Raw genomic sequence first — 22943 nt, forward strand, 5'->3', positions numbered from 1 at the left:
ATTTCAAATTTCACTTCAAATTTTGGTACAGTTTTTTACTAGGAAATATACCTTGTTCCAGACTCGTTTTATTTCTTTTGTTTACATCGGGGCCTTTTTTATTCATTATAGGAAAAACTTTTTTAGTGGTAGATCCATCTCGAAAATTTCGGATTGTAATTACATATTGAAGATCCCATTTTTTTCCTGAAATACGTACTTTAAAATAATCTTCGAAAAATTCCAGACCACTTTTAATAAATTGATATAAAATTTAAAAATATTATTGTTCATTGATTTTTAAATTATAAATAAAAACGTTGGATGTTATTATAATATTCGCATTGACTTTAGTTTTTAAAATTTCTAGTGCAACTATAAGGGAAATATTAAGAGAATTTGCTTAATAATTTAGGTAGTACAATGACTTCATATTTTAAGTTGTGATACAATTTTACTTTAGGTATTTTCGGTAAATATTTTCGCTATATATATTGTTTTTTATTTAAAGTAGAAGCTTTTTATCTCATTATTTCATCATTTTTGGGTGATAATAAAACAAATAAGTTTTGAGTTATATTACAAAGGGCCATTTGAAAGAATGATTATCCGAATCTATTGTGCCGTCAACTAATTTAATTCTAAAAAAAGTGTTTCAATTTACACTGTAAGCTTTATTTTGTATCAATGTAAAAAACAAAATAACGATTAATATCCTATATTTTTTAAAGATTTCAGACTTGTTAGTTTTAAACATTTCCTGAAATTAATTAGAGTTTTTTTGATGTAAAGGAAGTAATATTTTTATTCTAGTACCTTCATTTACTTTTGAGACGATAGAAAAGATACCATCTGATTTCTTAACAATAATTCTACTTAAAAAAAGTCCCAGACCTAATCCTTGATGCTCATTTTCTTCACGATTAAATTGCTGCGCTGCGCCTATTCGGCTTAATTCCTGCTTACTTAAACCAATCCCAAAGTCTCTAATCACTAATTCATAATATTCATCATTATGTTGTTCTCCAGAAACAATTATGATTTTATTATCAGATGAGAATTTTAATGCGTTGTCAATTAATTCATAAAATATAAATTGTAAATGTTTTTGACTAACTTTTATTGTTGCTTTATCAATTTCGAACGTGATTCTTTTCTCCTGACCTTCATGAATTTTAAATATTTTTTCTTTTGTATGTAGAAATGTATTGAAGATTTCACAAGTAGAATTATCATTAAATTCAATTAAGTTATTTTTAATATTTTGATAAAGAAGTACATTTGTTAATGTTCGATACAGCCGTTCTCCTGAAACTTTTATGGCATTGTTTAGTTCCATAACCTCTTTTTTGTTCAGATGTTCTTTATATCCAGTTAGTAGTTCAATAGAACCTAAAATTCCATTAAGCGGAGTGTTTATTTCATGTAGAAATGAATTTCTTTTTCCAGGATATAGATTATTGCTCGTGTTTTTTATTTTCTCAAATCTGTTGATTTTTGATTCAATCACGGTTGTTAGTTCTTTTATTTTAAATGGTTTATGCAAGAAGTCATCTGCCCCTTGTATTAAGCATTTGCGCATGAGATTGGTTTCTTTTTTGGCTGTCAAAAAAATAAAGGGAATAGTGTTTAAAGAAGGAATATCTTTAATAATTTCATGTAAGGCATTGCCATCCATAACTGGCATCATGATATCACATAAAATTAAGTCGGGGTCCCAGTACTCTAATATATCGAGAGCTTCTTGACCATTTTTGGCCGTTTTTACATCGTAGTCTTGATAGAGAAGAAGTTCACTAATGGTCTCTCTTAGGTTTAATTCGTCATCAACCAAGAGAATTTTATTTTTGTGCATAAGGGAATAGTAATATAATTTGTGTTCCAAGGTTTTCTTGGCTTTGCAGTTCGATTTTGCCTTCGAGAAATTCTGTGAATTGTTTTACAATCACTAATCCTAGACCAGAGCCTATAATTGTAGTGGTGTTTGAAGCTCTGAAAAAGGATGTAAAAAGATTTTGCATTTCTTTTTTGGGAATTCCGATACCATAGTCTGTAACTTGAATTTCAATTTCTTTTTCTAAATAGTTAATTTTCAGTTGTGGATTTGCTTTGCCTGCAGAATATTTAAATGCATTGCTTATTAAGTTTGTTAGTATATGAGTTAACAAAGTCTCGTCTGAGTAAAATATTTTCGCACTACCAGTTATTTCCATATTAATTTTGCGACCGCATCTTTCATTATCAAAATAAGTTAAAATTAGTGTACTTAAGAATTGTTCAAAGTTTAGAGGTTGAATTTCTTTTTCGATATTTCTTGATTCATATTGTCCAAAAATCAAAATATTATTCATAAGTAGTGTCATTCTATCTACTTCACTTTTTATTCTTTTTGTTATTGCACCAAAATCGTCAATAATAGTAGTACTTAAGTGTTTAAGTTTTATATCGAGAAGTTCTGAATTAGAATAAATAACCGCTAATGGTGTTCTAAATTGATGTGAAGCCATGGATACAAATTGAGACTTCAATTCGTTAAGTTTTTTTTCCTTAATGAATGCTACTTTCATGATTCGTTCATTTTTTACTCTTTCACTTATATCTCTAGAAGAGGTTTGAAATCCAACAACTTCATTGCTTGCTGTTATAATGACTTTAGTTGACAATTCTAGCCAAATGTAGCAATCTTTTTTATTTTTGAATCGAATCGATATTTCGCCAATTAGTTCGTTCTGAATGATCTTTTCGTAATATTTTTGAATAGATTTTAAATCTTTCTTCATTATAAAATTGCAAGGAGATTTGCTCAATAATTCTTGTGGTTTATACCCAAGGATTTCACAAGAAGAAGGCGATAGATAAGTAAAATTGCCGGCTAAGTCATGTTGACAAATTAAATCATTAGAATTTTCAGCTATAAATCTAAATTTTTCTTCAGATAATTTTAGTTGGTATTCTTTATCTGTCAGTTCACTGATATCAATATACGTTCCTATAATTTTTACAGGTATTTGATCTTTATCTTTTTTAATCATGCCAAAATATTTTACTGTAACATAATGACCTTTTTTGTGTAATATTCTTCTAACACCACCATAATTTTTAGATTTACCAATGATGTAATTATTTATTTCACTTGAAATTTTATCGATCTCATCAGGATGGGAATTTTCGAAGAATAAATCATAAGCATCTAAAATCTCGTCATTTGTATACCCTAATATACTCGGCCAATTATTAGATATAGAACCAATATTGGTAGCAAGGTCTAATTCCCACATAGCTTGATTAGAATTTGACATGTAAAAATCAAATTTTTCAATGTTTGTTTTTAACTTCGAAGCGGTTGCATCTTGATTCAGGCGAAGACCTATGTTTTTGGCAATAGTATGAAGAGCATAAACTTCTTCTTCAGTCCATTGTCTTTTGTTTTTGCAGTCATCATATCCTATCCAGCCCCAGAAATCATTGTTAGAAAATATGGGAGTGAAAAGGTAAGATTGGATACCTTGCATTTCCATTGTAGCTTTGAATAAAGTATTATCACTATCTCTGACTACTCCAAAAATTGGCTCATCGAGAGATAATGAATCGTAAAGTCCTGGAAATTCGTCATACGATAATCCGCTTAAAGCGGGATTCCCGAGATAAGGTTCAATATTAGTATTACACCATTCATATTGATAATAAAGTTTCAGGTTACCGTTGATAATTTTATTAATAAAAATATAACACCTGTCAATATCTTGTTCAGCTCCAATACCACTGATACAAAAGTTAAGTGCATCATTTATATTTGTCTCTTTTAACAAATGATTGTTGGCTTTTGAAATACACCGCAATAGACTCTTCACTTGCTGTTTTCAGTATATAAATTGGGTATTATTTTTGGTTTTATCATTATAATGGTTGTTTATTTTACGCTATGTAGATTAATTTAGTGAATTATAAGTGTTATTAATATTATTGTTAAAAATGGAATATTGCATATTTAATAATAGTTCTTTAGGATAAAATTTAATTCATTATTAAATTGTTGTCGGCAGCGTTTCTGTTGTCTTAGATTATATTTTTTCTTTTAATTCAAAACCATTCTGTTACGCTTTCTATCAATTAGTATTCAATGATCCGTTATAAAATGAATTACCTTTTGATTTTGCTCTGAAAAGGGCTTCAAAGCAAAAAAAGAGCTCGATGCCAAACTCGCAGTATCACTTTTCAATGATTTTTTTTGTTAGCAGTTTACATCGGAATGGTCTTTTAAAAAGAGCTAAAATGACTTTATTAAAAATATTAAATAGATGCTTTTGTCCGGTGGCAGTGAGGTCAGTACAATTTATATTAAAGAATTTGTTTGACGCTACAAAAATATCATTATCAATGAGCAACGAAAATATAGAAAAGGTAACGGAGAAATGATTTAACTACTTATAAGTTAAAGTAAAAAACGAATAACTTAAAATTTAATTAACTAATTTTACTTAGTGATAAATTTAAAAACAAAGATTGCGTTAATTGAGGATGACCTCGCTTTGGGGGAAGCAATGTTAGAACTTCTGGTTTTGAGTGATTTTGAAGTAAATTGGCTTAAAGATGGAGCTAATGCTTTACTTTATTTTAAAAATAACATCCCTGATGTTATCATAAGTGATTTAATGATGCCAATTATAGATGGTGAGGAACTGTTTTTAAAAATCAGAAAAAACCGTAAGTTTAAAACTATACCGTTTATTGTTATCACCGCAAATATAGATGATAATATTAAGTTTAAGCAATTGGAAAATGGAGTCAATGATTTTATCACTAAACCCTTTAAAGTTCAGGAGCTGATCTATAAAATTAGAAATGTTGTTGAACTAAAAAAAAATATAGAGAAAAAATATTCTCCTGATCCGTTTTCAAAAGTAACTGTTAAACTGTCTACAAAGGATTTTTTAACAACTCTTAATGAGATAATTACAAAAAACGTAAAATCAAAAATTAATATCAACGAGCTATCTAATCAACTGTTTATTAGTAAGTCAACATTAGATAAAAGAGTAAGAAAATTGACTAATAAAAATATCAGTCAGTATATTCGGGAGTTTAAACTTGATTATGCTGTATATCTGATTGACTTAGGAGAGAGAAATATACAGTATTTAGTTGAGGAAACAGGATTTAACTCTTTTTCTTATTTCACCACTAGTTTCAGAGCTTACCTAAAAGTAACGCCCAGAGACTATATTAAAACAATCATAATTGAAAAACAGCATCTAGTATAAGATTGAACCGGAGTACTGGATATACATCAATACTAATACAATCTACAAAAGCATATATATTTAACACTTTTTTTCAAAGTGTTTTTTATGCTTTTAAATTATTGATAAATTATTGTAACGTAAAAGGAATATCTACATGTTATCGCGGATGGTAAATTAGTTTTACCTGCTCAGTGAAAATAGGATTGTTTAAACTGAAATTATTAAAAAATGAAAATCAGTCCAATCCGAAGATTTGTGGAATTATTTAGACCTTGGGTCATTTTACGACAATGGAATGAAAGCTGAAACAAAAAAATGTTAAGTAAGAATTCTCGCGCTTGATATCGCGTTGTTTTTGGTAATATTAGAATTACTGTTGTCAAATTATAATATAGTAAGTGATTGAAAAGCGCAAGAAAGTTTCCAATTGTTTTTTTAGGGATCTATTTTACCGTCGGTAATAATTTGGACTTCTGTAAGTTTCAGTGATTGAAGGCGAATAAATTGACGGTACATACTACATAGCTAAATTTTTATTAGCAACAGTTGCTCTCTGGTTTGAGACAAAAATTATGAAACGGTAATTAACGATGTTTTTAAAAAAAGTTAAGATGATGAACGATAATACAAATCTAAAGAGAAGTCAAAATGTGGTACAAGAGAATCCGCTATACCTTGTTTCAGAATCAAAACTTATTTTTCGAAACAAGTATACCATAATAAACTTAAGTCAAATATCAAATATAAGGCTGATCAAATACAGAAGCTTTCGTTTAAATATTACCCTTTTAGTATTATTTTATGCATTGTACATAATTGTGTCATCGTATCTCAATTTTGATTGTATTTTGCTAGATATAACTATTGGACTTATCCCAATATTAGTCTCATTTACCATTAAAAGATATCCCTGTAAATTGCTTATAAATGTGAACAATTGTAATTATAATGAAATAGCTGTTGGGAAAACTAATCTTAGCTTTGCGAAAATGTTAGTCGATAGTTTTTCGCCTGTGATTAGTTTGCCAAACGATTCCAGTCAACACTCTAAGACGACTTTTCTGAAAGCGTTATAGTACTTTCCTTAACTATCAGTGTGTCTTTGCAATAATAAGTTTTTATACCTCAATGAACTTAGATTCTAGTTAATTAAAGGTAAAATATAAAACAATTTATTCTTTTTGCCTGAAATAATTTGAGTCTTAATTTAGATAGTATTGTAAGCACAATAAAAAAATATAGGATAAAGACAACGATAAAAGCTTAAAAATTTATCATGCGCGTTGTCGTTTTTTTGTTGTGAAAAACACGATTAATTTTTGCATTATTTTTTTATACTTGGCGATAAACATTTTTACAGTAACAGTAACGTAAAATTTTAAATTTTACTTCTTTCTTTTTAACAGATCTGTCAAAAAAAGGGAAAACACATATTGCTTAATATATTTGTGCACAACAATGCATTTCTTACCTGACAGCTTGCTTAAAATTTGTTGTAAGTGATAAATTTTATAATTAAGATTTGGTTGATTATTGTAAGCTGTCGTGGTAGGAATTACAAGGTTTGTAAACACAGTAATTAAGTTTATATAAACTAAGAAGATTATTTTTTTGTCTTATGAATTATTTAGACCATTCAAAACCGTTAATTTATGGTTTTTTTACTTTTGTTTTTGTGTAACGGAAATTGTAACGTTACCTTTGTTCCCTCATCAACTGAACTTTCTACTTTTATAGTTCCTGAATTTTTTTCTGTAAACGTTTTAACAATAGAGAGTCCCAAGCCTGTTCCTTGAATTCCAGTGGTGTTGGACGCCCTAAAAAAGCTGTTGAAAAGTTTATGTTGATCGGCTTTTGGAATTCCGATACCATCATCGATAATTTCTAATTTAATAGTGTCTTCTGAAGTGAAAATATTAAGTACAACATCACCACATCCGACAGAATATTTGAACGCGTTATCAAGTATATTAAACAGCGAGTATTCCATTAGGTTTTTATCAGCAAGAATAGTAAAAGATTCTCCTTGATTTAAAATTTTTACTTTTCGTCCGTCTTTTTGGTCCGAATAATTGACGTTAATTATGTTTTGACAAACTTGCTTTAAATCAAAATGGATTGGGTTCAACTCCGTTTTTCCTGCATCCTCTTTAGAAATTATTAATACGGTATTCATTAAGTCAACTATTCGATCGATTTCTTCTGTGATTATTGTAACTCGTTTTTTTAGACGATTATCATTAGAGGGATTATTGTTTTCTAAATACATTGTGATTAATTCGGCGCTAGTTCTTATAGTGGTCATTGGCGTTCGAAACTCATGTGATATTGTGGCTACTAAATTAGTTCGTAATTCATTTAGTTCTCGTTCTCTTGTCAAAGTATTTACGATTATTTCTTCTGCTTCTTTTTGTTGAGTAATATCGCGACTACTAGATTGAAATCCTATAGTCAAGCCATTGTCAGTGAGCATGCTAGCTTTGGTTTCGAGCCATTTATAATCACCTTTTTTGGTTAAAAATCTACATTGTACAGATTCATCATCTTTCTTTTCAATGAAGTTATAAAATTTTTCTAACAGTTCTTTTAAATTATCGGGATGAACATAATCTAAAGCAGATTTGCCTAAAAGCTCTTCAGGGGTATAGCCTAAGAGTTTTTTTATGGAGGGTGAAATGTATTCAAAAATGGTGTTTAAGTTATGTAAACAGACCAAATCGACTGTATTGTCAGCTAATAAGCGATACATACTTTTAGCTTCGTTAAGCTGAATAGTTTTGTTTTTATTGTTTTCATCGGTTAATAATTTGTTTTCCTCTTCAATTTTTTTTCTTTCGGTAATATTAACAATTTGTGGAATATAATGCTGAATTTCTCCAATATTATTTCTTACCAAAGAAACGGAAAAATGCACCCAAACTAATGATTTGTTTTTATGAATGTACCTTTTTTCTATATTGAAATTAGAAGCTTTTCCTAAAACTAATTTTTCCTTATTTGCTAAATCTTGGGCTATATCTTCAAAATAAGTAATTTCTTGACAAGTAAATGTTTTAAACTCTTCTTTAGAATATCCCAACATTTCACACAAGCGATCATTCACCTCAATCCAATAGCCATCAATATCTACAATAGCCATTCCTACGGCCGAATGCTGAAATGCTCCTTTAAATTGTTCTTCGCTTTGTTGTAATTCATTTTTTAGCTTTTTTTCTTCTGTGATATCTTTCATGGCACCAATAATGCGAATGGCTATCCCTTCTTCATTTCGAACGATTACTACTTTGTCACTTATAGAGGCATACGTACAATCGGATTTTAAATAGCGGTATTCAAACGAGCATTTGTGCGTATTACTATTTAAGGCTTCAGTAAGCGATTCGAGATAGGATACTTTGTCTTCTGAATGAATAAAATTTTCGTATTCTTGTCTTTTTATAATATTGTTCTCAAATTGATGTCCAAAAAGATCGCAATAGCTCCCCCCAACATAAATTTCATCAGTAATTATGTTCCAATCCCAAAGCGCATCCGAAGTAGCTTTACTAGAATAAGCAAAACGTTCATTGCTGATGATTAATGCTTCCTCAGCATTTTTAAGTGCTGTAATATCATTGAAGGAGCTTATTACATAAAGTAATTCATTTGAGTCTCCAAAGACGGGAATAGCGTTAACTAATAACCAAATTAGGTCGTTATGGAGGGGGCGATGAACACCCATAACAATATTATTTATTGGTTTTAAATGTTGTATCGCCTGTGCTACAGGATGATTATCAGCTAGGAAAGTTGATCCATCTAGATGAATTACTTTCCGCGGAGCATCAAAACAGGTTTTGCCAAGCAATTGATCTTCGTTAAGACCGAGCATTTCGCATGCAGCTTTGTTGTTTTTCAGTATTTCAGATTGGGGTCCCTGAACTAAAATACCAACAGCTACGTTCTGAAGAATACTTTGAGTAAGTTGTCTGCTTTGCAGGATTTCTTCTTGAATCTTCTTGTTCTCAGTAATGTCAACGCCAAAACCTACCATCATTTCAAGGGATCCATCGTCGCGAAAAACAGGAGTTAATTTTCGTGTATAAATTGCTTGTTTACCATTCAAACTCTCAATGGTGTCCTCCCATTCAATTAAACGCTTAGATTCTACGGCTTGTAAAAACTTGATACGTCTCATTTTTGCAAAAGTATCATCCCTGCCAGTATGTTTTGCGTATTCAAAATCATTTTTCCCTAAAATGAATTTTCTTAATTCATTATTTTTAATGGCTGCTGGATTTAAATATGTGTATCTATAATCACTATCAAAAACAGCAACATCCGTAGGAAGTCTGTCTAATATTTTTTCATAAAAGTCCTTTTGTAATACAATTTTTTGTAATGCTTCACTATATTCTGTTATATCTCTACAATTTCCTCTATAAATTTTCTCTCCTTCCTTTATAGATGCTTTTATGCTAAATACATGCCACACATAGTATCCATTTTTATGTAAAATTCGATAGGTGATTTCGTTTAATATTTCTCCGAAATCACTTGTAATGAAAAAAGTAGTAACCATTTCTAAGTCATCTGGGTGCAAGAATAAAAGGTTTTTTTTACCAATTACCTCGTGAGTTTGATGTCCTAAAAGAGTTGTCCAGTTTGTAGAAACATAAGTGATTATTCCGTCAGAATTCAGTTCGAAAAAAATCTCTTTTGAATTGTCGATAAAGGATTGAAATTGAGTTTTTTCCGCATTAATTTCCGTTTCCAGAATATAAATTTTTTGCCATAATTTGAAAGTAGCTTGAATTTGTGAAACGGAATAATCTAATGTCTTTAATTCTGTCTCGGATAGTTTTTTAGGAGTCGAATCCATGATGTAAAGTATTCCTATACAATTGTTATTAATTGATATGGGAAATCCGGCCAAGAAAGACAAGTCATTAAAAATAGTATTTTTAATTGATTTATGAAGGGGATTTTTATTTATATCGGGAAAAATACAGATCGTGTTTTTTTTGATTATTTGATCATTATAAATCGACAACCCTTCAGGGATATTAAATGAATAATCTAACCCTTTTTTAGCAATAAAAAATGGTGTATCAGTTTTAGTCAGTATGATAGCTATATATGGAACTTTACAAAGTTCCGCGGTATGGGATAGGATAGTACTGAATTCTTGATGCAAATTTTTATTGTTAAACAAAATGGATGGGTTTTTATTTAAAATTAAAGGACGTGATTTTTATACATTAACAGCTTATAATAGAATAAATGGAACGCTTAATTAGACTTAGAAGTGCAAAATAACTCTTATTTTATTGTAAACAAAAATGTATCAAATATTAATTAAAAATTTAAGAAAAACGAGGATAATTTGCAGTTATTTTTTGGGATATTAGACTTGTAATTTTAAAATCTTTAGTTTGAATTATTGTCTTTTTTATTGTGTTTTAATTATTTAATGAATAATAAGTTTGATTAAACTTTGTAACTTTGGATTTTAAAAATAAATAATTTGATTTCAAAAGCTACTATTGATATTGTTTTCGAAACTGCTCGAGTAGAGGAGGTTATTGGTGATTTTGTAAACTTAAAACGTGCAGGAAGTAACTGGAAGGGTTTGAGCCCTTTTTCTGAAGAGCGTTCTCCCTCGTTTATGGTTTCGCCGGCTAAAGGGATTTGGAAAGATTTTAGTTCTGGAAAAGGTGGAAATTCCGTGGCTTTCCTAATGGAGCATTCTCATTTTACGTACCCGGAAGCCATTCGGTACTTAGCTAAAAAATACAATATTGAAATTGAAGAAACGGAGCAAACCGATCAAGAAAAAGCGCTTACGGATGTTCGGGAAAGTATGTATTTGGTATCGGAATTTGCAAAAACCTATTTTAATAACACCCTTTTAAATTCGGAAGAAGGGAAAGCAATTGGGTATTCTTATTTTAAAGAAAGAGGATTTACGAATGAGACTATCAAGAAATTTAGTTTAGGATATTCGCCTGAAAGTTGGGATGCTTTTACCAAAGAAGCTTTAGGCAAAGGATATAAATTAGAGTTTCTGGAAAGTACGGGACTTACAATTCCTAGAGATGACAGGCCATTTGATAGGTTTAAAGGCCGTGTGATGTTTCCTATAGAAAGCATGTCAGGACGAGTTCTTGGTTTTGGAGGTCGTATTCTTACAAATGATAAAAAAGCGGCAAAATACCTGAATTCCCCTGAAAGTGAAATTTACCACAAAAGCAAAGTGTTGTATGGTATTTTTCAAGCCAAACAATCCATTGCGAAATTAAATAATTGTTATCTTGTTGAAGGATATACGGATGTAATTCAATTCAATCAATCTGGGATTGAGAACGTTGTAGCTTCATCTGGAACTGCATTGACGCCTGACCAAATCCGATTAATTAATAGATTGACTAAAAATATAACGGTGCTTTTTGACGGGGATGCAGCCGGTTTACGAGCATCAGTTCGAGGAATTGATTTGATTCTTGAAGAAGGTATGAATGTAAAAGTCTGTACTTTTCCTGATGGTGAAGATCCGGACAGCTTTGCCAAAAAAACATCCTATGATGATTTAGTTTTATATCTCGAAAATAATGCTAAGGATTTTATTCAGTTCAAAGCATCGCTTTTGATGAATGAAGCCAAGAATGATCCTATCAAAAAAGCCGACTTAATTAGGGATATGGTCGTAAGTATTTCAAAAATTCCAGACAGGATTCAACGTGAAATTTATATTCAGGAATGTTCCCGAATTATGGATATTTCGGAGCAGGTTTTACAAAGTACCTTGGCGCAATTAGTTCAAAAAGATGTTGCTGAAGTTGGAAAAAAACAAAAGCAAAAAGAGTTGCAGAATGCTTTTGACTATGTTAAAAATGAAGACGGAGTTGAGACCGATAAAGTCGATTCTTTATATGGATTTGAACGTAAAATAATTGAAATTCTTTTGCTTTACGGTAATAAAACTGAAAATTTTGAAGAAGTTCTATTAAAGTCAAATGATGAAGGAGAAATAGTAGATGTTACTGAAATTAGAGAATTGAAAGTTTTTCAGAAAATTTATTTGAGTTTGCAAGATGATGAAGTCGAATTTGCCAGTCCTATATTTAGGGAGATTTATAAAAATTTGATAGATTATTATTTGCAGAATGAGGATTCTGGACTTGAGAAATATATAAATCATTTTCAGTCAGGTATCCCAGTTGAAGTGACTAACATAATAATGGAGGATGAGAAAAATATATTGCATAATTGGGTAGGTCAAAATATTTTTCCTAAAACTAAAGAAGAAATGCTAAATCAGGATGTCTCTGATACATTACTTACTTTAAGATGGTTTTTACTCAGTGAAATTATCGAAGGGCTAAAAAATTCTGTCTCAAATGATCCAGATTCGAATAATACGGAGTCACTTTCTTTAGTGATGAATTATATTGAATTAAGAGGGAAATTTTCAAAAAAATTAGGGAGAGTTGTGGTGCGTTATCATTGAAGGAATATGATTTTTTCTTCCAAATTGATAAATTAAAAAGCTCTGTATCATCTGAACCTGATACAGATAATACAGAGCTTCTGTGTTTGAATATGTGTTACAACACATTAAATCATTCTTTTTCAAAAAAAATAGGAAGAGTAATTTCTAGATATTACTAAACAATCTCTAATTTTTTAGCTTTGTCTACTAAATCGACAAGATTAGTAACGTTCAGTTTGGTTAACAATCGCAGTTTGTAAGTAGAAATCGTTTTTTCGTTGAGGTTTAAAATTTCAGCAATTTCATGATTCTTTTTTCCTCCACTTAAATAACGTAAAACTTCTACCTCACGGTTAGAAAGTTTGCGGTACAAACGTTCGCTTTTACTTTGTTTAGCAATCAAGGCTAAGTTTTTCTTTACGGTTTCATTCATGATTATCTTACCTTGGGAAACTTTTACAATCGAAATTCCTAAAGTTTCTAACTTTTCTGATTTATGCACAAAGCCAGATACTCCGGCTTTTATGGCATTTGGCGCATAAATTTGTTCTGAAAGCCCACTGAAAATAATAATTTTTGTTTTTGGAAAGTTTTTTAAGACCGCTTTAATCTCAAAAATACTGGAAAGACCTTCCAGCTCCAAATCTAATACTAATACATCAATGTCTTTTGTTTGAAGGATATCCCGTACCATCAAGAAATTGCCGACATTGGCAACTATTGAGATGTCTGCATTATCTTTAAAGTAAGATTTTACTCCAAAATGCACAACAGGGTAGTTATCGGCTATACATACTTTAATCATAATTTTAAATTTTTAGAATTGTTTGTAATTGGAAATGTAAAATTAATAAATAAATTCTGTAATTAATTGTAAATCAATATAAAATATCATTTCTTTATCATTTTGTGATAAAACAAACGGGAATTGGCATTATTTTGTGTTGATTAATGAGATTTAATCGTTTGTAAATTTCAAAAACAATTTTTTCTCTTCCTGAAAAATCTTTCGCTGTTTTACCGGCCTCATTTGCTAACATTGCCAATTCTAATTCATCATAACTGGCTCCTAACTGATCTTCATCGCTTCGGTCGTCACCAAATAATCCATCAGTTGGTGATGCCTTTAAGATCGATTCTGGAACTTTTAAATAATTTCCCAAAAGAAAGACTTCAGACTTCATTAAATCAGCAATTGGACTTAAATCTACTCCGCCGTCGCCATATTTCGTATAAAAACCCACTCCAAAATCTTCTACTTTGTTTCCGGTGCCGGCAACTAATAATCCATGTATTCCTGCGAAATAATATAAAGTGGTCATCCTTAATCTCGCACGTGTATTTGCGAGTGCGAGATGAACTTTTTCGGTATTTGAATAATCAGGAACTGCATTTTTGAACGTTTCAAAAAGATTCGTCAAGTCGGCTTCGGTACTTATTACGTTAGGAAATCGTTGTTTTAATTGTCCTATGTGTTCACGCGCTCGTGTTACATGGCATGCTGCCTGATGAATGGGCATTTCCACACATAAAACTTTTAATCCTGTTTGAGCGCATAGTGTTGAGGTAACTGCTGAATCAACACCACCTGAAATGCCAATTACAAATCCATTTACTTTTGCATTTTCAGCGTACGTTTTTAACCAGTTTACAATTTGATTATTTACTTTTTCAACTTCGATTTTACTTTTTTTAGTCATAATAATTAACGTTTTAAAAAGCAGGAATGTATATTTGCAAAATCAATTCGTTATGCATTCGTTTCCCAGAATTCTTTGGAAACAAATTTAATTAATATATATGAAAAAATATGTGTTTCTTGTAGTCTTTTGTCTCGTTATTTTATCCTGTGACAAGAAAACTAAAGTTGAAAGTGCTGTGACAGCAATTCCTTTGAATATAAAGGTGGAGCGTTTTGATAAGATATTTTTTGAAACCGAACCAAAAGATTTAGAGAAAGTAAAAAAAGAATTTCCATTTTTTTTCCCGGCCGGAAATGACAACAGTGTTTGGTTGAATAAAATGCGGGATCCGTTATGGAGAGAATTGTACACGGAAGTTCAAAAAAAATATGCTGATTTTGAACCTGTAAAACAAGAGCTAAATACACTTTTTAAACATATTAAATATTATTTTCCAGAAACAAAATCACCAAAAGTAATTACCATAATCTCCGAAATGGATTATAATAATAAAGCTATTTATGCGGATAGTCTGGTAATTGTTTCACTGGAATTGTATTTAGGAAAAGGACATAAGTTTTATCAGTTTCCAAATTATTTAAAACAAAATTTTGAGGAAAGACAAATCGCTCCGGATATAGTTTCAAGTTTTTCGGCACGCAAAATCCCACCTGAAACGGAAAAAGATTTGTTGAGTCAAATGATTTATTACGGAAAGCAATTGTATTTAAAGGATTTACTTTTGCCTGAATATACTGATGCCGAAAAAATGGGGTATACTCCTGAGCAAATAACGTGGTGTCAAGAAAATGAAAGTTACATGTGGCGTTATTTTATTGAAAAAGAAATACTTTATAGTAATGATCAAAAGTTAATTCCCCGATTTATAAATCCAGCTCCATTTTCTAAATTTTATTTAGAAATTGATAATGAATCGCCGGGACAAGTTGGAGCCTGGATTGGTTGGCAAATGGTTCGCTCTTACATGAAAAATAATGAAGTGCCTATTGCTGATTTGCTAAAAACAAGCGCAAAAGAAATATTTGTGAAATCAAAATACAAACCCAAAAAATAATGTCAAATAAAAATACATCAGAAATTAAATTTCTAATTGAATTAGATGAAAATCGTGTTCCGGAAAAATTAATGTGGTCTGCAAAAGACGGTGGAGTAGAACTAGAAGAGGCAAAAGCAATTATGCTGTCGGTTTGGGACAGCAAGGCAAAAGAAAGTATGCGAATCGATTTATGGACCAAAGATATGCCAGTGGATGAGATGAAAATTTTCTTTCACCAGACTTTAGTGGCAATGTCAGAAACATTTAAGCGCGCTACTGATGATGAGAAAATGGCGGATACGATGAAAGATTTCTGTGATTATTTTGCAGAGAAACTGGATTTGACAAAATAGAGTAAGTTCAATTCTAAAAATAAAATCCCAAAACTTTAAAACTTAAGTTTTGGGATTTTTTATACTTTCTTTATTGGTTTCTAAAATTGACTGTTATTCTTGAAAACCTCTTGATTTACTTCGTCAATATAGCTTAGTAATTCTTCTTTACCTGTTGATTCAGTTGCTGAAGTCACAAAGTAGTGTGGCATTTCGGCCCAATTGTTAGCAAACATTTTCTTTTTGTAAGCCGCAACATGCGAATCTATTTTTACCTTACTGATTTTATCTGCTTTGGTGAAAACAATGCAAAAAGGAATTTCGCTTTCGCCCATATAGGACATAAATTCGATATCGATGGTTTGCGCTTCATGACGAATGTCAATCAGAACAAATGCACAAACCAGTTGCTCTCTGGTTTCAAAATAATCAGTGATGAATTCCTGAAATATAGATTTCGTTTTTTTAGAAACTTTGGCATATCCATAACCGGGTAAATCGACTAAGAACCAATTGTTGTTAATCAAAAAATGATTTATCAGTTGAGTTTTTCCTGGTCTTCCAGATGTTTTTGCTAATTTTTTCTGGTTCGTTATCATGTTGATCAACGAAGATTTCCCCACATTTGATCGGCCAATAAAAGCATATTCAGGTAAAAAATCTTTTGGGCATTTAGTTACATCAGAGTTGCTGATAACAAATTCGGCGGTATTAATTTTCATTTTTTCTAGGTGTAAAATTCTCCTATTGAGTTTAATGTACTGCTAAATGGGTGTTGGTCAACCATTCTTCTAACAAACGATTAAACTCATCTGGATGTTCCATCATCGCAGCATGGCCGCATTTGTCAATCCAGTATAAAGTAGAATTAGGTAATAATTTATGAAACTCTTCTGCAACATCTGGAGGAGTAACTTTGTCATTTTTTCCCCAAATGATACAAGTTTGAACATGCATTTTTGGCAAATCTTTTGCCATATTATGACGGATGGCACTTTTGGCAATTGTCAGTGTTTTGATCAGTTTTATTCGGTCATTTACAGACGCGTAAACTTCATCAATTAGTTCTTTTGTAGCTACTTTCGGGTCATAAAACACATCTTCGGCTTTTTTCTTAATGTATTCGTAATCTCCTCTTTTTGGATAACTGTCACCCATGGCACTTTCATAAAGTCCTGAACTACCCGTTATAACTAGACCTGCAACTTTTTCGGGATACATTTTAGTGTGGTACAAAGCGATATGACCACCTAATGAATTTCCTAAAAGTATGACGCGTTCTAAACCTTTGAATGTGATAAAGTCTTTAACATATTTTGCAAAACTTTTTACATTCGTTTTCAGAATATTTTGAGTGTAAATGGGTAAGTCTGGAATGATTATTTTATATCCTCTTGTAGAGAAGTAACTGGCAACCGCGTCAAAGTTACTGAGTCCTCCCATCAATCCATGCAAGATGACAATTGGAGTTCCTTCACCAGCTTCATAATAGCTGTATCTACCTTCTTTTTTATAGTGTTTTTCCATTTTTTTTGAATCCCGATTTTCAATTTTGACAAATATAGGTTTTAATAAATAAAAATGAATTTTTACAACAATTTTTAATTGTAAAATTATCCTTATTGATATAAAAACAGCGTAGTTTTTTTCCAAAATGAAGGTGCTTTTTCGCTTTTTTTTACTTTTGTTAATACTACATAAAATTGAAAATTCTTTGTGTTTTATCCTCTTTTTTTTATAACATTATGTTTCTTACAAATAAAATAAAACAGAGCTAATGTATTGATTGTGCATAAATTATACGTTTTTGTCCAAAAGCGGTTAAACTTATTAACAAAGTGGTATATAGTGGTAGATTGTGGTAATATTTTTTATATTTTTGCTCTATACCATTTAACACTTTTTTTGTTTGGATACAATTGTCGGGACATATGAATGTAAAGTCGATGCCAAAGGAAGGCTGCTCATGCCAGCACCCTTAAAAAAGCAGTTGGCTACTTCACTTCAAAACGGATTTGTTTTGAAGCGTTCTGTTTTTCAGCCGTGTCTGGAATTATATCCTATGCAGGAATGGAATTTGATGATGCAAAAAATCAATAAACTAAACCGATTTGTAAAGAAAAACAATGACTTTATCCGCCGGTTTACTGCTGGTGTCAAAGTGGTTGAAATCGATGCTTTGGGACGATTGTTGGTACCGAAGGATTTAGTGACTTTTGCCAGTATTGCAAAAGAAGTGGTATTCTCATCAGCAGTGAATATTGTTGAGATTTGGGATAAAGATTTATACGAAAAATCAATAAGTGGCGAAGATGTTGATTTTGCAGATTTGGCCGAGGAAGTAATGGGAAATATAAATGACGACGACAATGGAATATCATAATCCAGTTTTGCTTCAAGCATCTGTAGATGGTTTAAATATTAAGCCTGACGGCATTTATGTGGATGTAACTTTTGGCGGAGGCGGTCATTCAAAAGAGATTTTGAAACGGCTTGGGCCTAACGGAAAGTTATTTGCTTTTGATCAGGACGAAGACGCGCTGGCAAATACCCTGAAAGACGAAAGATTTACGCTGATTAATGAAAATTTTCGTTTTATAAAACGGTTTTTGCGTTTTCATGGAGTGAAAAGTGTGGATGGAATTTTAGCTGATTTAGGAGTTTCCTCCCATCAGTTTGATGTTCCTGAAAGAGGTTTTTCTACTCGTTTTGATGCTGGATTGGATATGCGAATGAGTCAGAAAAATGATTTGAATGCTTTCCGCGTGGTAAATGAATATGATGAGGCAAATTTAAAGAGAGTTTTTTTGGATTATGGAGAATTAAAAAATGCTCCCGTTTTGGCAAGAACAATTATAGAAGCCAGAGAGCTAAAGCCCATCAAAACAACAGATGAATTGAAAGAGGTTTTGGCGCGCTATCTACCTGAAAGAGTCAAAAATAAAATTTTGGCGCAAATCTATCAGGCCATTCGAATTGAAGTGAATCAGGAGATGGATGTTTTGAAAGAGTTTTTGGAACAATCGCTAGAAATATTGAATCCGGGCGGAAGATTGAGTGTAATATCTTACCATTCATTAGAGGACAGATTAGTAAAAAGGTTTGTAAAAAACGGAATGTTTGAGGGAGAACCTGAACGCGATTTTTTTGGAAATTTTTCTGTTCCTTTCAAAACCATTGGAAAACTAATTGTTCCGGATGTTGCTGAAATAAAAGAAAATAATAGAGCCAGAAGTGCAAAATTAAGAATTGCTGAAAAGCGATAAGTACAACTCAGTTTCCCGAAAATGGAATTTTCCTAATTGAGACAAGACAAATACTAATTTTTAACATCCCGGTGCCCTTTCCTTGGGAGAGAATCGGGGAGAAGACTTATGAAAAACGGAGTTTACAGCCTATTAAAAGCAAGGTTTCTTATCAATGATGATGCGGTTAAAAATTGGCGTTTCATCGTTTTTATAATTCTTTTGGCTATCGTTATGATTGCAAATACCCAGCGATTTGAGCAAAAAGTTTTTAAGATTGCGGAGTTGACCAATAAAGTTAAAGAATTGCGTTCTGAATTTGTTGACAGACGTTCCGAGTTAATGAAATTAAAAATGGAATCGACTGTTTCTGAAAAAATGATAGAAAAAAAAATTTTTCCATCAACAGTTCCACCTTTCAAAATAAAAGTTAAAAAAGAAAAAGAGAAAAATCTTTTAGAAAAAATATGGCAGTAGAAGATAAATACATATCCTACAGAATTTATCTGGTAGCTTTTGTCATTTTTTTGATGGCCATAGCAATTGCTGTAAAATTAACAAATATTCAGTGGGTTGAAGGCGACTATTACAGAAAGTTAGCTAAAGAAAGAACCGTTAGAAATTTTGTGATTCCTGCTAATAAAGGAAATATTTATTCTGCGGATGGAAGCCTTTTGGCTACTTCAATCCCGAACTATGAAATCCGTTTTGATGCTATGGCTCCAAAAGCCGAATCTTTTGAAAAAAATGTTAAATCACTTTCGGATTCATTGGCTACTATTTTAGGAAAGTCATCTGGTTTTTTCGAAAACGAATTGCGAAAAGCCAGAGCAAATAAAAATAGATATTACTTGATAGCTCGTAATTTGAGTTACACGCAATATTTTAAAATAAAAGGATTTCCATTGTTCAATTTGGGTGCTTACAAGGGAGGAATTATAATTGAACAAGAAACCGTAAGAGAACATCCGATTGGGAAAATCGCGGAACGTACCGTAGGTTACGAACGAACTTCTCACGGCGAATCACTCGATGGAAAAGGAATCGAATGGGCTTTTAGAAAATATCTGAATGGAAAAGACGGTAAGATTTTAAAGCAAAAAATAGCAAAAGGGCAGTGGAAACCCATTCGCGATATCAATGAAATAGATCCTCAAGATGGGTATGATGTCATATCGACCATTGATGTTTATGTCCAGGATATAGCACATCATGCTTTGCTAAAACAATTGGAATTATATCAGGCTGATCATGGTTGTGTAGTTGTTATGGAAACAAAAACAGGTCATGTAAAAGCAATTTCTAATCTGGGAAGAGCGAAAGACGGAACTTATTATGAAACTACAAATTATGCAGTAGCCGAATCGCACGAGCCGGGTTCTACCTATAAATTAGCAGATTTAATGGCTCTGCTTGAAGATAAAAAGGCGGATACCAGTTCAGTTTATGACAGTAAAGGCGGAGTTATCATGTATTCCGGAAAAAAAGTGCGCGATTCACATGAAGGCGGTTACGGAAAAATTTCTTTAGCGCGAGGCTTTGAACTTTCATCTAATACGGTTTTGGTTCAAGCGGTGTACAATGCGTATAAAGAAGAGCCTTCAAAATTTGTAAATCATCTTAATAATTTTGGATTAAATAAACCATTAGGACTTTCGATAAAAGGGGAAGGAAGACCTTATATACCACAGCCAAGTGATAAGAATTGGTCAAATATTTCGCTTCCTTGGATGGCTTTTGGATATGGTGTTTCTATTACTCCCATGCAAACACTGGCTTTTTATAATGCAGTAGCCAATGATGGGGAAATGGTAAAGCCTCAATTTGTTTCTGAAATCAAAGAATGGAACAGAACCATCAAGAAATATGAGAAAGAAGTTTTAAATCCGAGGATTTGCTCGCCAGAAACTATTTCAAAATTAAAGGCAGTTCTGGCCAATGTTGTAAAAAAGGGAACGGGTTCAAAACTGTATTCTAAAGATTTTTCTATGGCAGGTAAAACAGGGACAGCACAAGTAAATTACGGAAACGCTGGAGGAGTTGGAAAATATTATGCTTCGTCTTTTGTAGGGTATTTTCCTGCAGATAAACCGATGTATTCTTGTATAGTTGTAGTGCATAAACCAAGTACAGCGCTGAATAATTATTACGGTGCGGATGTGGCTGGGCCCGTTTTTAAAAGGATTGCACAAAAGATTTTTACTGATGCGCCTTCGACAAATGAAATTAAAAATTTAGACAGAAAAATTCCAAAACAAGAAAGTAATTACGATTCCTATTTTGTAAAGTCCCAAAAGAAACAACATTTAATTCCAAATTTAAAAGGAATGTCCGGAATGGATGCTGTTGCTTTATTGGGGAATTTAGGATTGAGAGTAAAAGTAATTGGAGTTGGAAAGGTCAAAAAACAATCGTTACAAGCGGGACAGAATTTAGTAAAAAATACAACGATACTATTGGAATTATCATGAGTATACTAAAAGATATATTGTACAAAGTAGCTACCGAAGCTGTAAAAGGTTCGACGGATATTGCTATCAATAAAATGGATTTTGATTCTAGAAAAATTGAGGCTAATGATATTTTTGTGGCTATTCGTGGTTCTATTTCAAATGGTCATGATTTTATTGAAAAAGCAATTCAGCGAGGAGCTGTCGCCATTGTATGCGATACATTTCCAGAAAACATTGCTAAAGGAATTACTTATGTTCAGGTTAAAGATACGAATTCAGCGCTGGCATTTATGGCTGCAAATTATTTCGGGGATCCATCTCAAAACTTGAAATTGGTTGGAATAACAGGAACAAACGGTAAAACTACCATTGCTTCTTTATTGTACCAATTGTTTAAAAAAGCAGGTTTTAAGGTAGGATTACTTTCGACAGTCAAAATATTGGTTGATGAAATAGAATATAAAGCGACACACACTACTCCAGATTCAATTACGATAAATCATTATCTGAAAGAAATGGTCAAAAACGGGATTGAGTACTGTTTTATGGAAGTAAGTTCTCATGGAATTCATCAAAAAAGAACGGAAGCATTGCATTTTGTAGGTGGAATTTTCACCAATTTGTCTCACGACCATTTGGATTATCATCCAACTTTTGCAGAATACAGAGATGTGAAAAAATCATTCTTCGATAATTTGCCTAAGACAGCCTTTGTATTGTCCAATATTGATGATAGAAATGGGCAAGTGATGTTGCAGAATACTGCGGCAAAAAAATTGACTTATGCTTTAAAATCGTATGCCGATTATAAGGCTCAAATTCTCGAAAATCAGTTGTCAGGTTTGTTGTTGAAAATAAACGGAAATGAAGTTTGGGTAAAACTGATTGGAACATTTAATGCCTATAATTTATTGGCTATTTATGGAACTGCGATTGAATTGGGAATGGAAAGTTTAGAAGTACTTCGCTTGTTGTCTGATTTAGAAAGTGTTTCAGGACGTTTTCAATTTATTGTTTCGGCTTCAAATATTACGGCGATTGTGGATTATGCGCATACACCGGATGCATTAGAAAATGTGCTAAAAACAATTAATGACATTCGTACCAAAAACGAACAACTAATCACGGTTGTAGGTTGCGGAGGAAATAGAGATAAAACCAAGCGACCAATTATGGCTGCCATTGGATCGGATTTAAGTGACAAAGCAATTTTCACTTCGGATAATCCAAGAAATGAAGATCCTGAAGTAATTATTACTGAAATGGAACAAGGTGTTGCTCCTCAGAATTATAAAAAAGTGTTGACCATAACCGACAGAAAACAAGCTATAAAAACGGCATGTCAATTAGCGCAGCCCAATGATATTATTTTAATTGCCGGGAAAGGGCATGAGACATATCAGGAAATAAATGGTGTTCGTCATGATTTTGACGACATGAAAATAGTAAAAGAGATATTAGACCAACTCCAAAAATAAAGA

At 31.8% G+C, this 22943-nt stretch carries 16 protein-coding genes; 9 read left to right on the top strand and 7 right to left on the bottom strand.

Annotation, left to right across the window (positions count from 1 at the left end):
• Positions 1-745: 745 nt before the first annotated feature.
• Together ACP7AV_RS04770 and ACP7AV_RS04775 are read right to left on the bottom strand one after the other, a co-directional pair.
• Positions 746-1813: an ATP-binding response regulator gene (locus ACP7AV_RS04770; protein WP_426090976.1), complete on the bottom strand. Its 1068-nt coding sequence runs from the start codon at positions 1811-1813 to the stop codon at positions 746-748.
• A gap of 7 nt (positions 1814-1820) precedes the next feature.
• Entirely contained in the window at positions 1821-3788 is a 1968-nt protein-coding gene (locus ACP7AV_RS04775; RefSeq protein WP_426090977.1) for a PAS domain S-box protein, read from the bottom strand.
• 672 nt (positions 3789-4460) lie between these two features.
• Here ACP7AV_RS04775 and ACP7AV_RS04780 point away from each other — a divergent pair.
• Positions 4461-5240, top strand: a complete 780-nt coding sequence (locus ACP7AV_RS04780) for a response regulator transcription factor (RefSeq protein WP_426064189.1) — start codon at positions 4461-4463, stop codon at positions 5238-5240.
• Between the two features lie 1627 nt (positions 5241-6867).
• Here ACP7AV_RS04780 and ACP7AV_RS04785 read toward each other — a convergent pair.
• Positions 6868-10083 (bottom strand): PAS domain S-box protein, encoded by a 3216-nt coding sequence (locus tag ACP7AV_RS04785; RefSeq protein WP_426090978.1) that lies wholly within the window; start codon positions 10081-10083, stop codon positions 6868-6870.
• A 645-nt stretch (positions 10084-10728) separates the two neighbouring features.
• On the opposite strand from ACP7AV_RS04785, the gene dnaG reads away from it, so the two are divergent.
• A complete protein-coding gene (dnaG, locus tag ACP7AV_RS04790; protein ID WP_426090979.1) occupies positions 10729-12711 on the top strand; it encodes a DNA primase in 1983 nt (660 codons plus the stop codon).
• Between the two features lie 157 nt (positions 12712-12868).
• Here the strand turns inward: dnaG and ACP7AV_RS04795 are convergent, their stop codons facing one another.
• Entirely contained in the window at positions 12869-13498 is a 630-nt protein-coding gene (locus ACP7AV_RS04795; RefSeq protein WP_426064186.1) for a LuxR C-terminal-related transcriptional regulator, read from the bottom strand.
• Between the two features lie 97 nt (positions 13499-13595).
• The gene (nadE, locus tag ACP7AV_RS04800; RefSeq protein ID WP_426090980.1) at positions 13596-14393 is read right to left on the bottom strand and encodes an NAD(+) synthase; all 798 of its coding nucleotides are present in this window, start codon (positions 14391-14393) and stop codon (positions 13596-13598) included.
• A 100-nt stretch (positions 14394-14493) separates the two neighbouring features.
• Between nadE and gldB the strand changes: the two genes are divergently transcribed.
• Positions 14494-15450, top strand: coding sequence for a gliding motility lipoprotein GldB (gene gldB, locus ACP7AV_RS04805; protein WP_426090981.1), 957 nt, complete (start codon positions 14494-14496; stop codon positions 15448-15450).
• Positions 15450-15785 (top strand): gliding motility protein GldC, encoded by a 336-nt coding sequence (gene gldC, locus ACP7AV_RS04810; protein ID WP_426064183.1) that lies wholly within the window; start codon positions 15450-15452, stop codon positions 15783-15785. Before gldB ends, gldC begins: the two co-directional genes overlap by 1 nt.
• 80 nt (positions 15786-15865) lie before the next feature.
• On the opposite strand, the gene yihA is transcribed toward gldC, so the two are convergent.
• Complete coding sequence (gene yihA / locus ACP7AV_RS04815) at positions 15866-16486, bottom strand: ribosome biogenesis GTP-binding protein YihA/YsxC (protein WP_426064182.1); 621 nt, start codon at positions 16484-16486, stop codon at positions 15866-15868.
• A gap of 31 nt (positions 16487-16517) precedes the next feature.
• Positions 16518-17291: an alpha/beta fold hydrolase gene (locus ACP7AV_RS04820; protein WP_426064181.1), complete on the bottom strand. Its 774-nt coding sequence runs from the start codon at positions 17289-17291 to the stop codon at positions 16518-16520.
• Positions 17292-17673: 382 nt separating this feature from the next.
• Here ACP7AV_RS04820 and mraZ point away from each other — a divergent pair, with 382 nt between their 5' ends.
• The 5 genes from mraZ (at position 17674) to ACP7AV_RS04845 (ending at position 22940) form a co-directional block, all read left to right on the top strand.
• On the top strand, positions 17674-18147 hold the full coding sequence (gene mraZ, locus ACP7AV_RS04825) for a division/cell wall cluster transcriptional repressor MraZ (RefSeq protein ID WP_426090982.1): 474 nt from the start codon (positions 17674-17676) through the stop codon (positions 18145-18147).
• Positions 18122-19030, top strand: a complete 909-nt coding sequence (gene rsmH, locus ACP7AV_RS04830; protein ID WP_426090983.1) for a 16S rRNA (cytosine(1402)-N(4))-methyltransferase RsmH — start codon at positions 18122-18124, stop codon at positions 19028-19030. The genes mraZ and rsmH overlap by 26 nt, the downstream gene beginning before the upstream one ends.
• A gap of 108 nt (positions 19031-19138) precedes the next feature.
• Complete coding sequence (locus tag ACP7AV_RS04835; protein WP_426064178.1) at positions 19139-19486, top strand: FtsL-like putative cell division protein; 348 nt, start codon at positions 19139-19141, stop codon at positions 19484-19486.
• Positions 19477-21480, top strand: coding sequence for a penicillin-binding protein (locus ACP7AV_RS04840; RefSeq protein WP_426090984.1), 2004 nt, complete (start codon positions 19477-19479; stop codon positions 21478-21480). The genes ACP7AV_RS04835 and ACP7AV_RS04840 overlap by 10 nt, the downstream gene beginning before the upstream one ends.
• Complete coding sequence (locus ACP7AV_RS04845; RefSeq protein WP_426090985.1) at positions 21477-22940, top strand: UDP-N-acetylmuramoyl-L-alanyl-D-glutamate--2,6-diaminopimelate ligase; 1464 nt, start codon at positions 21477-21479, stop codon at positions 22938-22940. The genes ACP7AV_RS04840 and ACP7AV_RS04845 overlap by 4 nt, the downstream gene beginning before the upstream one ends.
• Positions 22941-22943 lie beyond the last annotated feature (3 nt).

This window comes from Flavobacterium sp. DSR3-2 (genome assembly GCF_049896525.1).
Classification (GTDB): Bacteria; Bacteroidota; Bacteroidia; order Flavobacteriales; family Flavobacteriaceae; genus Flavobacterium.

What these genes read in the sequence shown, in the direction of transcription:
- ACP7AV_RS04785 (WP_426090978.1), bottom strand. Translation starts at nt 10,083, where the DNA reads ATGGATTCGACTCCTAAAAAACTATCCGAGACAGAATTAAAGACATTA.
- ACP7AV_RS04795 (WP_426064186.1), bottom strand. Translation starts at nt 13,498, where the DNA reads ATGATTAAAGTATGTATAGCCGATAACTACCCTGTTGTGCATTTTGGA.
- nadE (WP_426090980.1), bottom strand. Translation starts at nt 14,393, where the DNA reads ATGACTAAAAAAAGTAAAATCGAAGTTGAAAAAGTAAATAATCAAATT.
- gldB (WP_426090981.1), top strand. Translation starts at nt 14,494, where the DNA reads ATGAAAAAATATGTGTTTCTTGTAGTCTTTTGTCTCGTTATTTTATCC.
- gldC (WP_426064183.1), top strand. Translation starts at nt 15,450, where the DNA reads ATGTCAAATAAAAATACATCAGAAATTAAATTTCTAATTGAATTAGAT.
- yihA (WP_426064182.1), bottom strand. Translation starts at nt 16,486, where the DNA reads ATGAAAATTAATACCGCCGAATTTGTTATCAGCAACTCTGATGTAACT.
- ACP7AV_RS04820 (WP_426064181.1), bottom strand. Translation starts at nt 17,291, where the DNA reads ATGGAAAAACACTATAAAAAAGAAGGTAGATACAGCTATTATGAAGCT.
- rsmH (WP_426090983.1), top strand. Translation starts at nt 18,122, where the DNA reads ATGACGACGACAATGGAATATCATAATCCAGTTTTGCTTCAAGCATCT.
- ACP7AV_RS04835 (WP_426064178.1), top strand. Translation starts at nt 19,139, where the DNA reads ATGAAAAACGGAGTTTACAGCCTATTAAAAGCAAGGTTTCTTATCAAT.
- ACP7AV_RS04840 (WP_426090984.1), top strand. Translation starts at nt 19,477, where the DNA reads ATGGCAGTAGAAGATAAATACATATCCTACAGAATTTATCTGGTAGCT.
- ACP7AV_RS04845 (WP_426090985.1), top strand. Translation starts at nt 21,477, where the DNA reads ATGAGTATACTAAAAGATATATTGTACAAAGTAGCTACCGAAGCTGTA.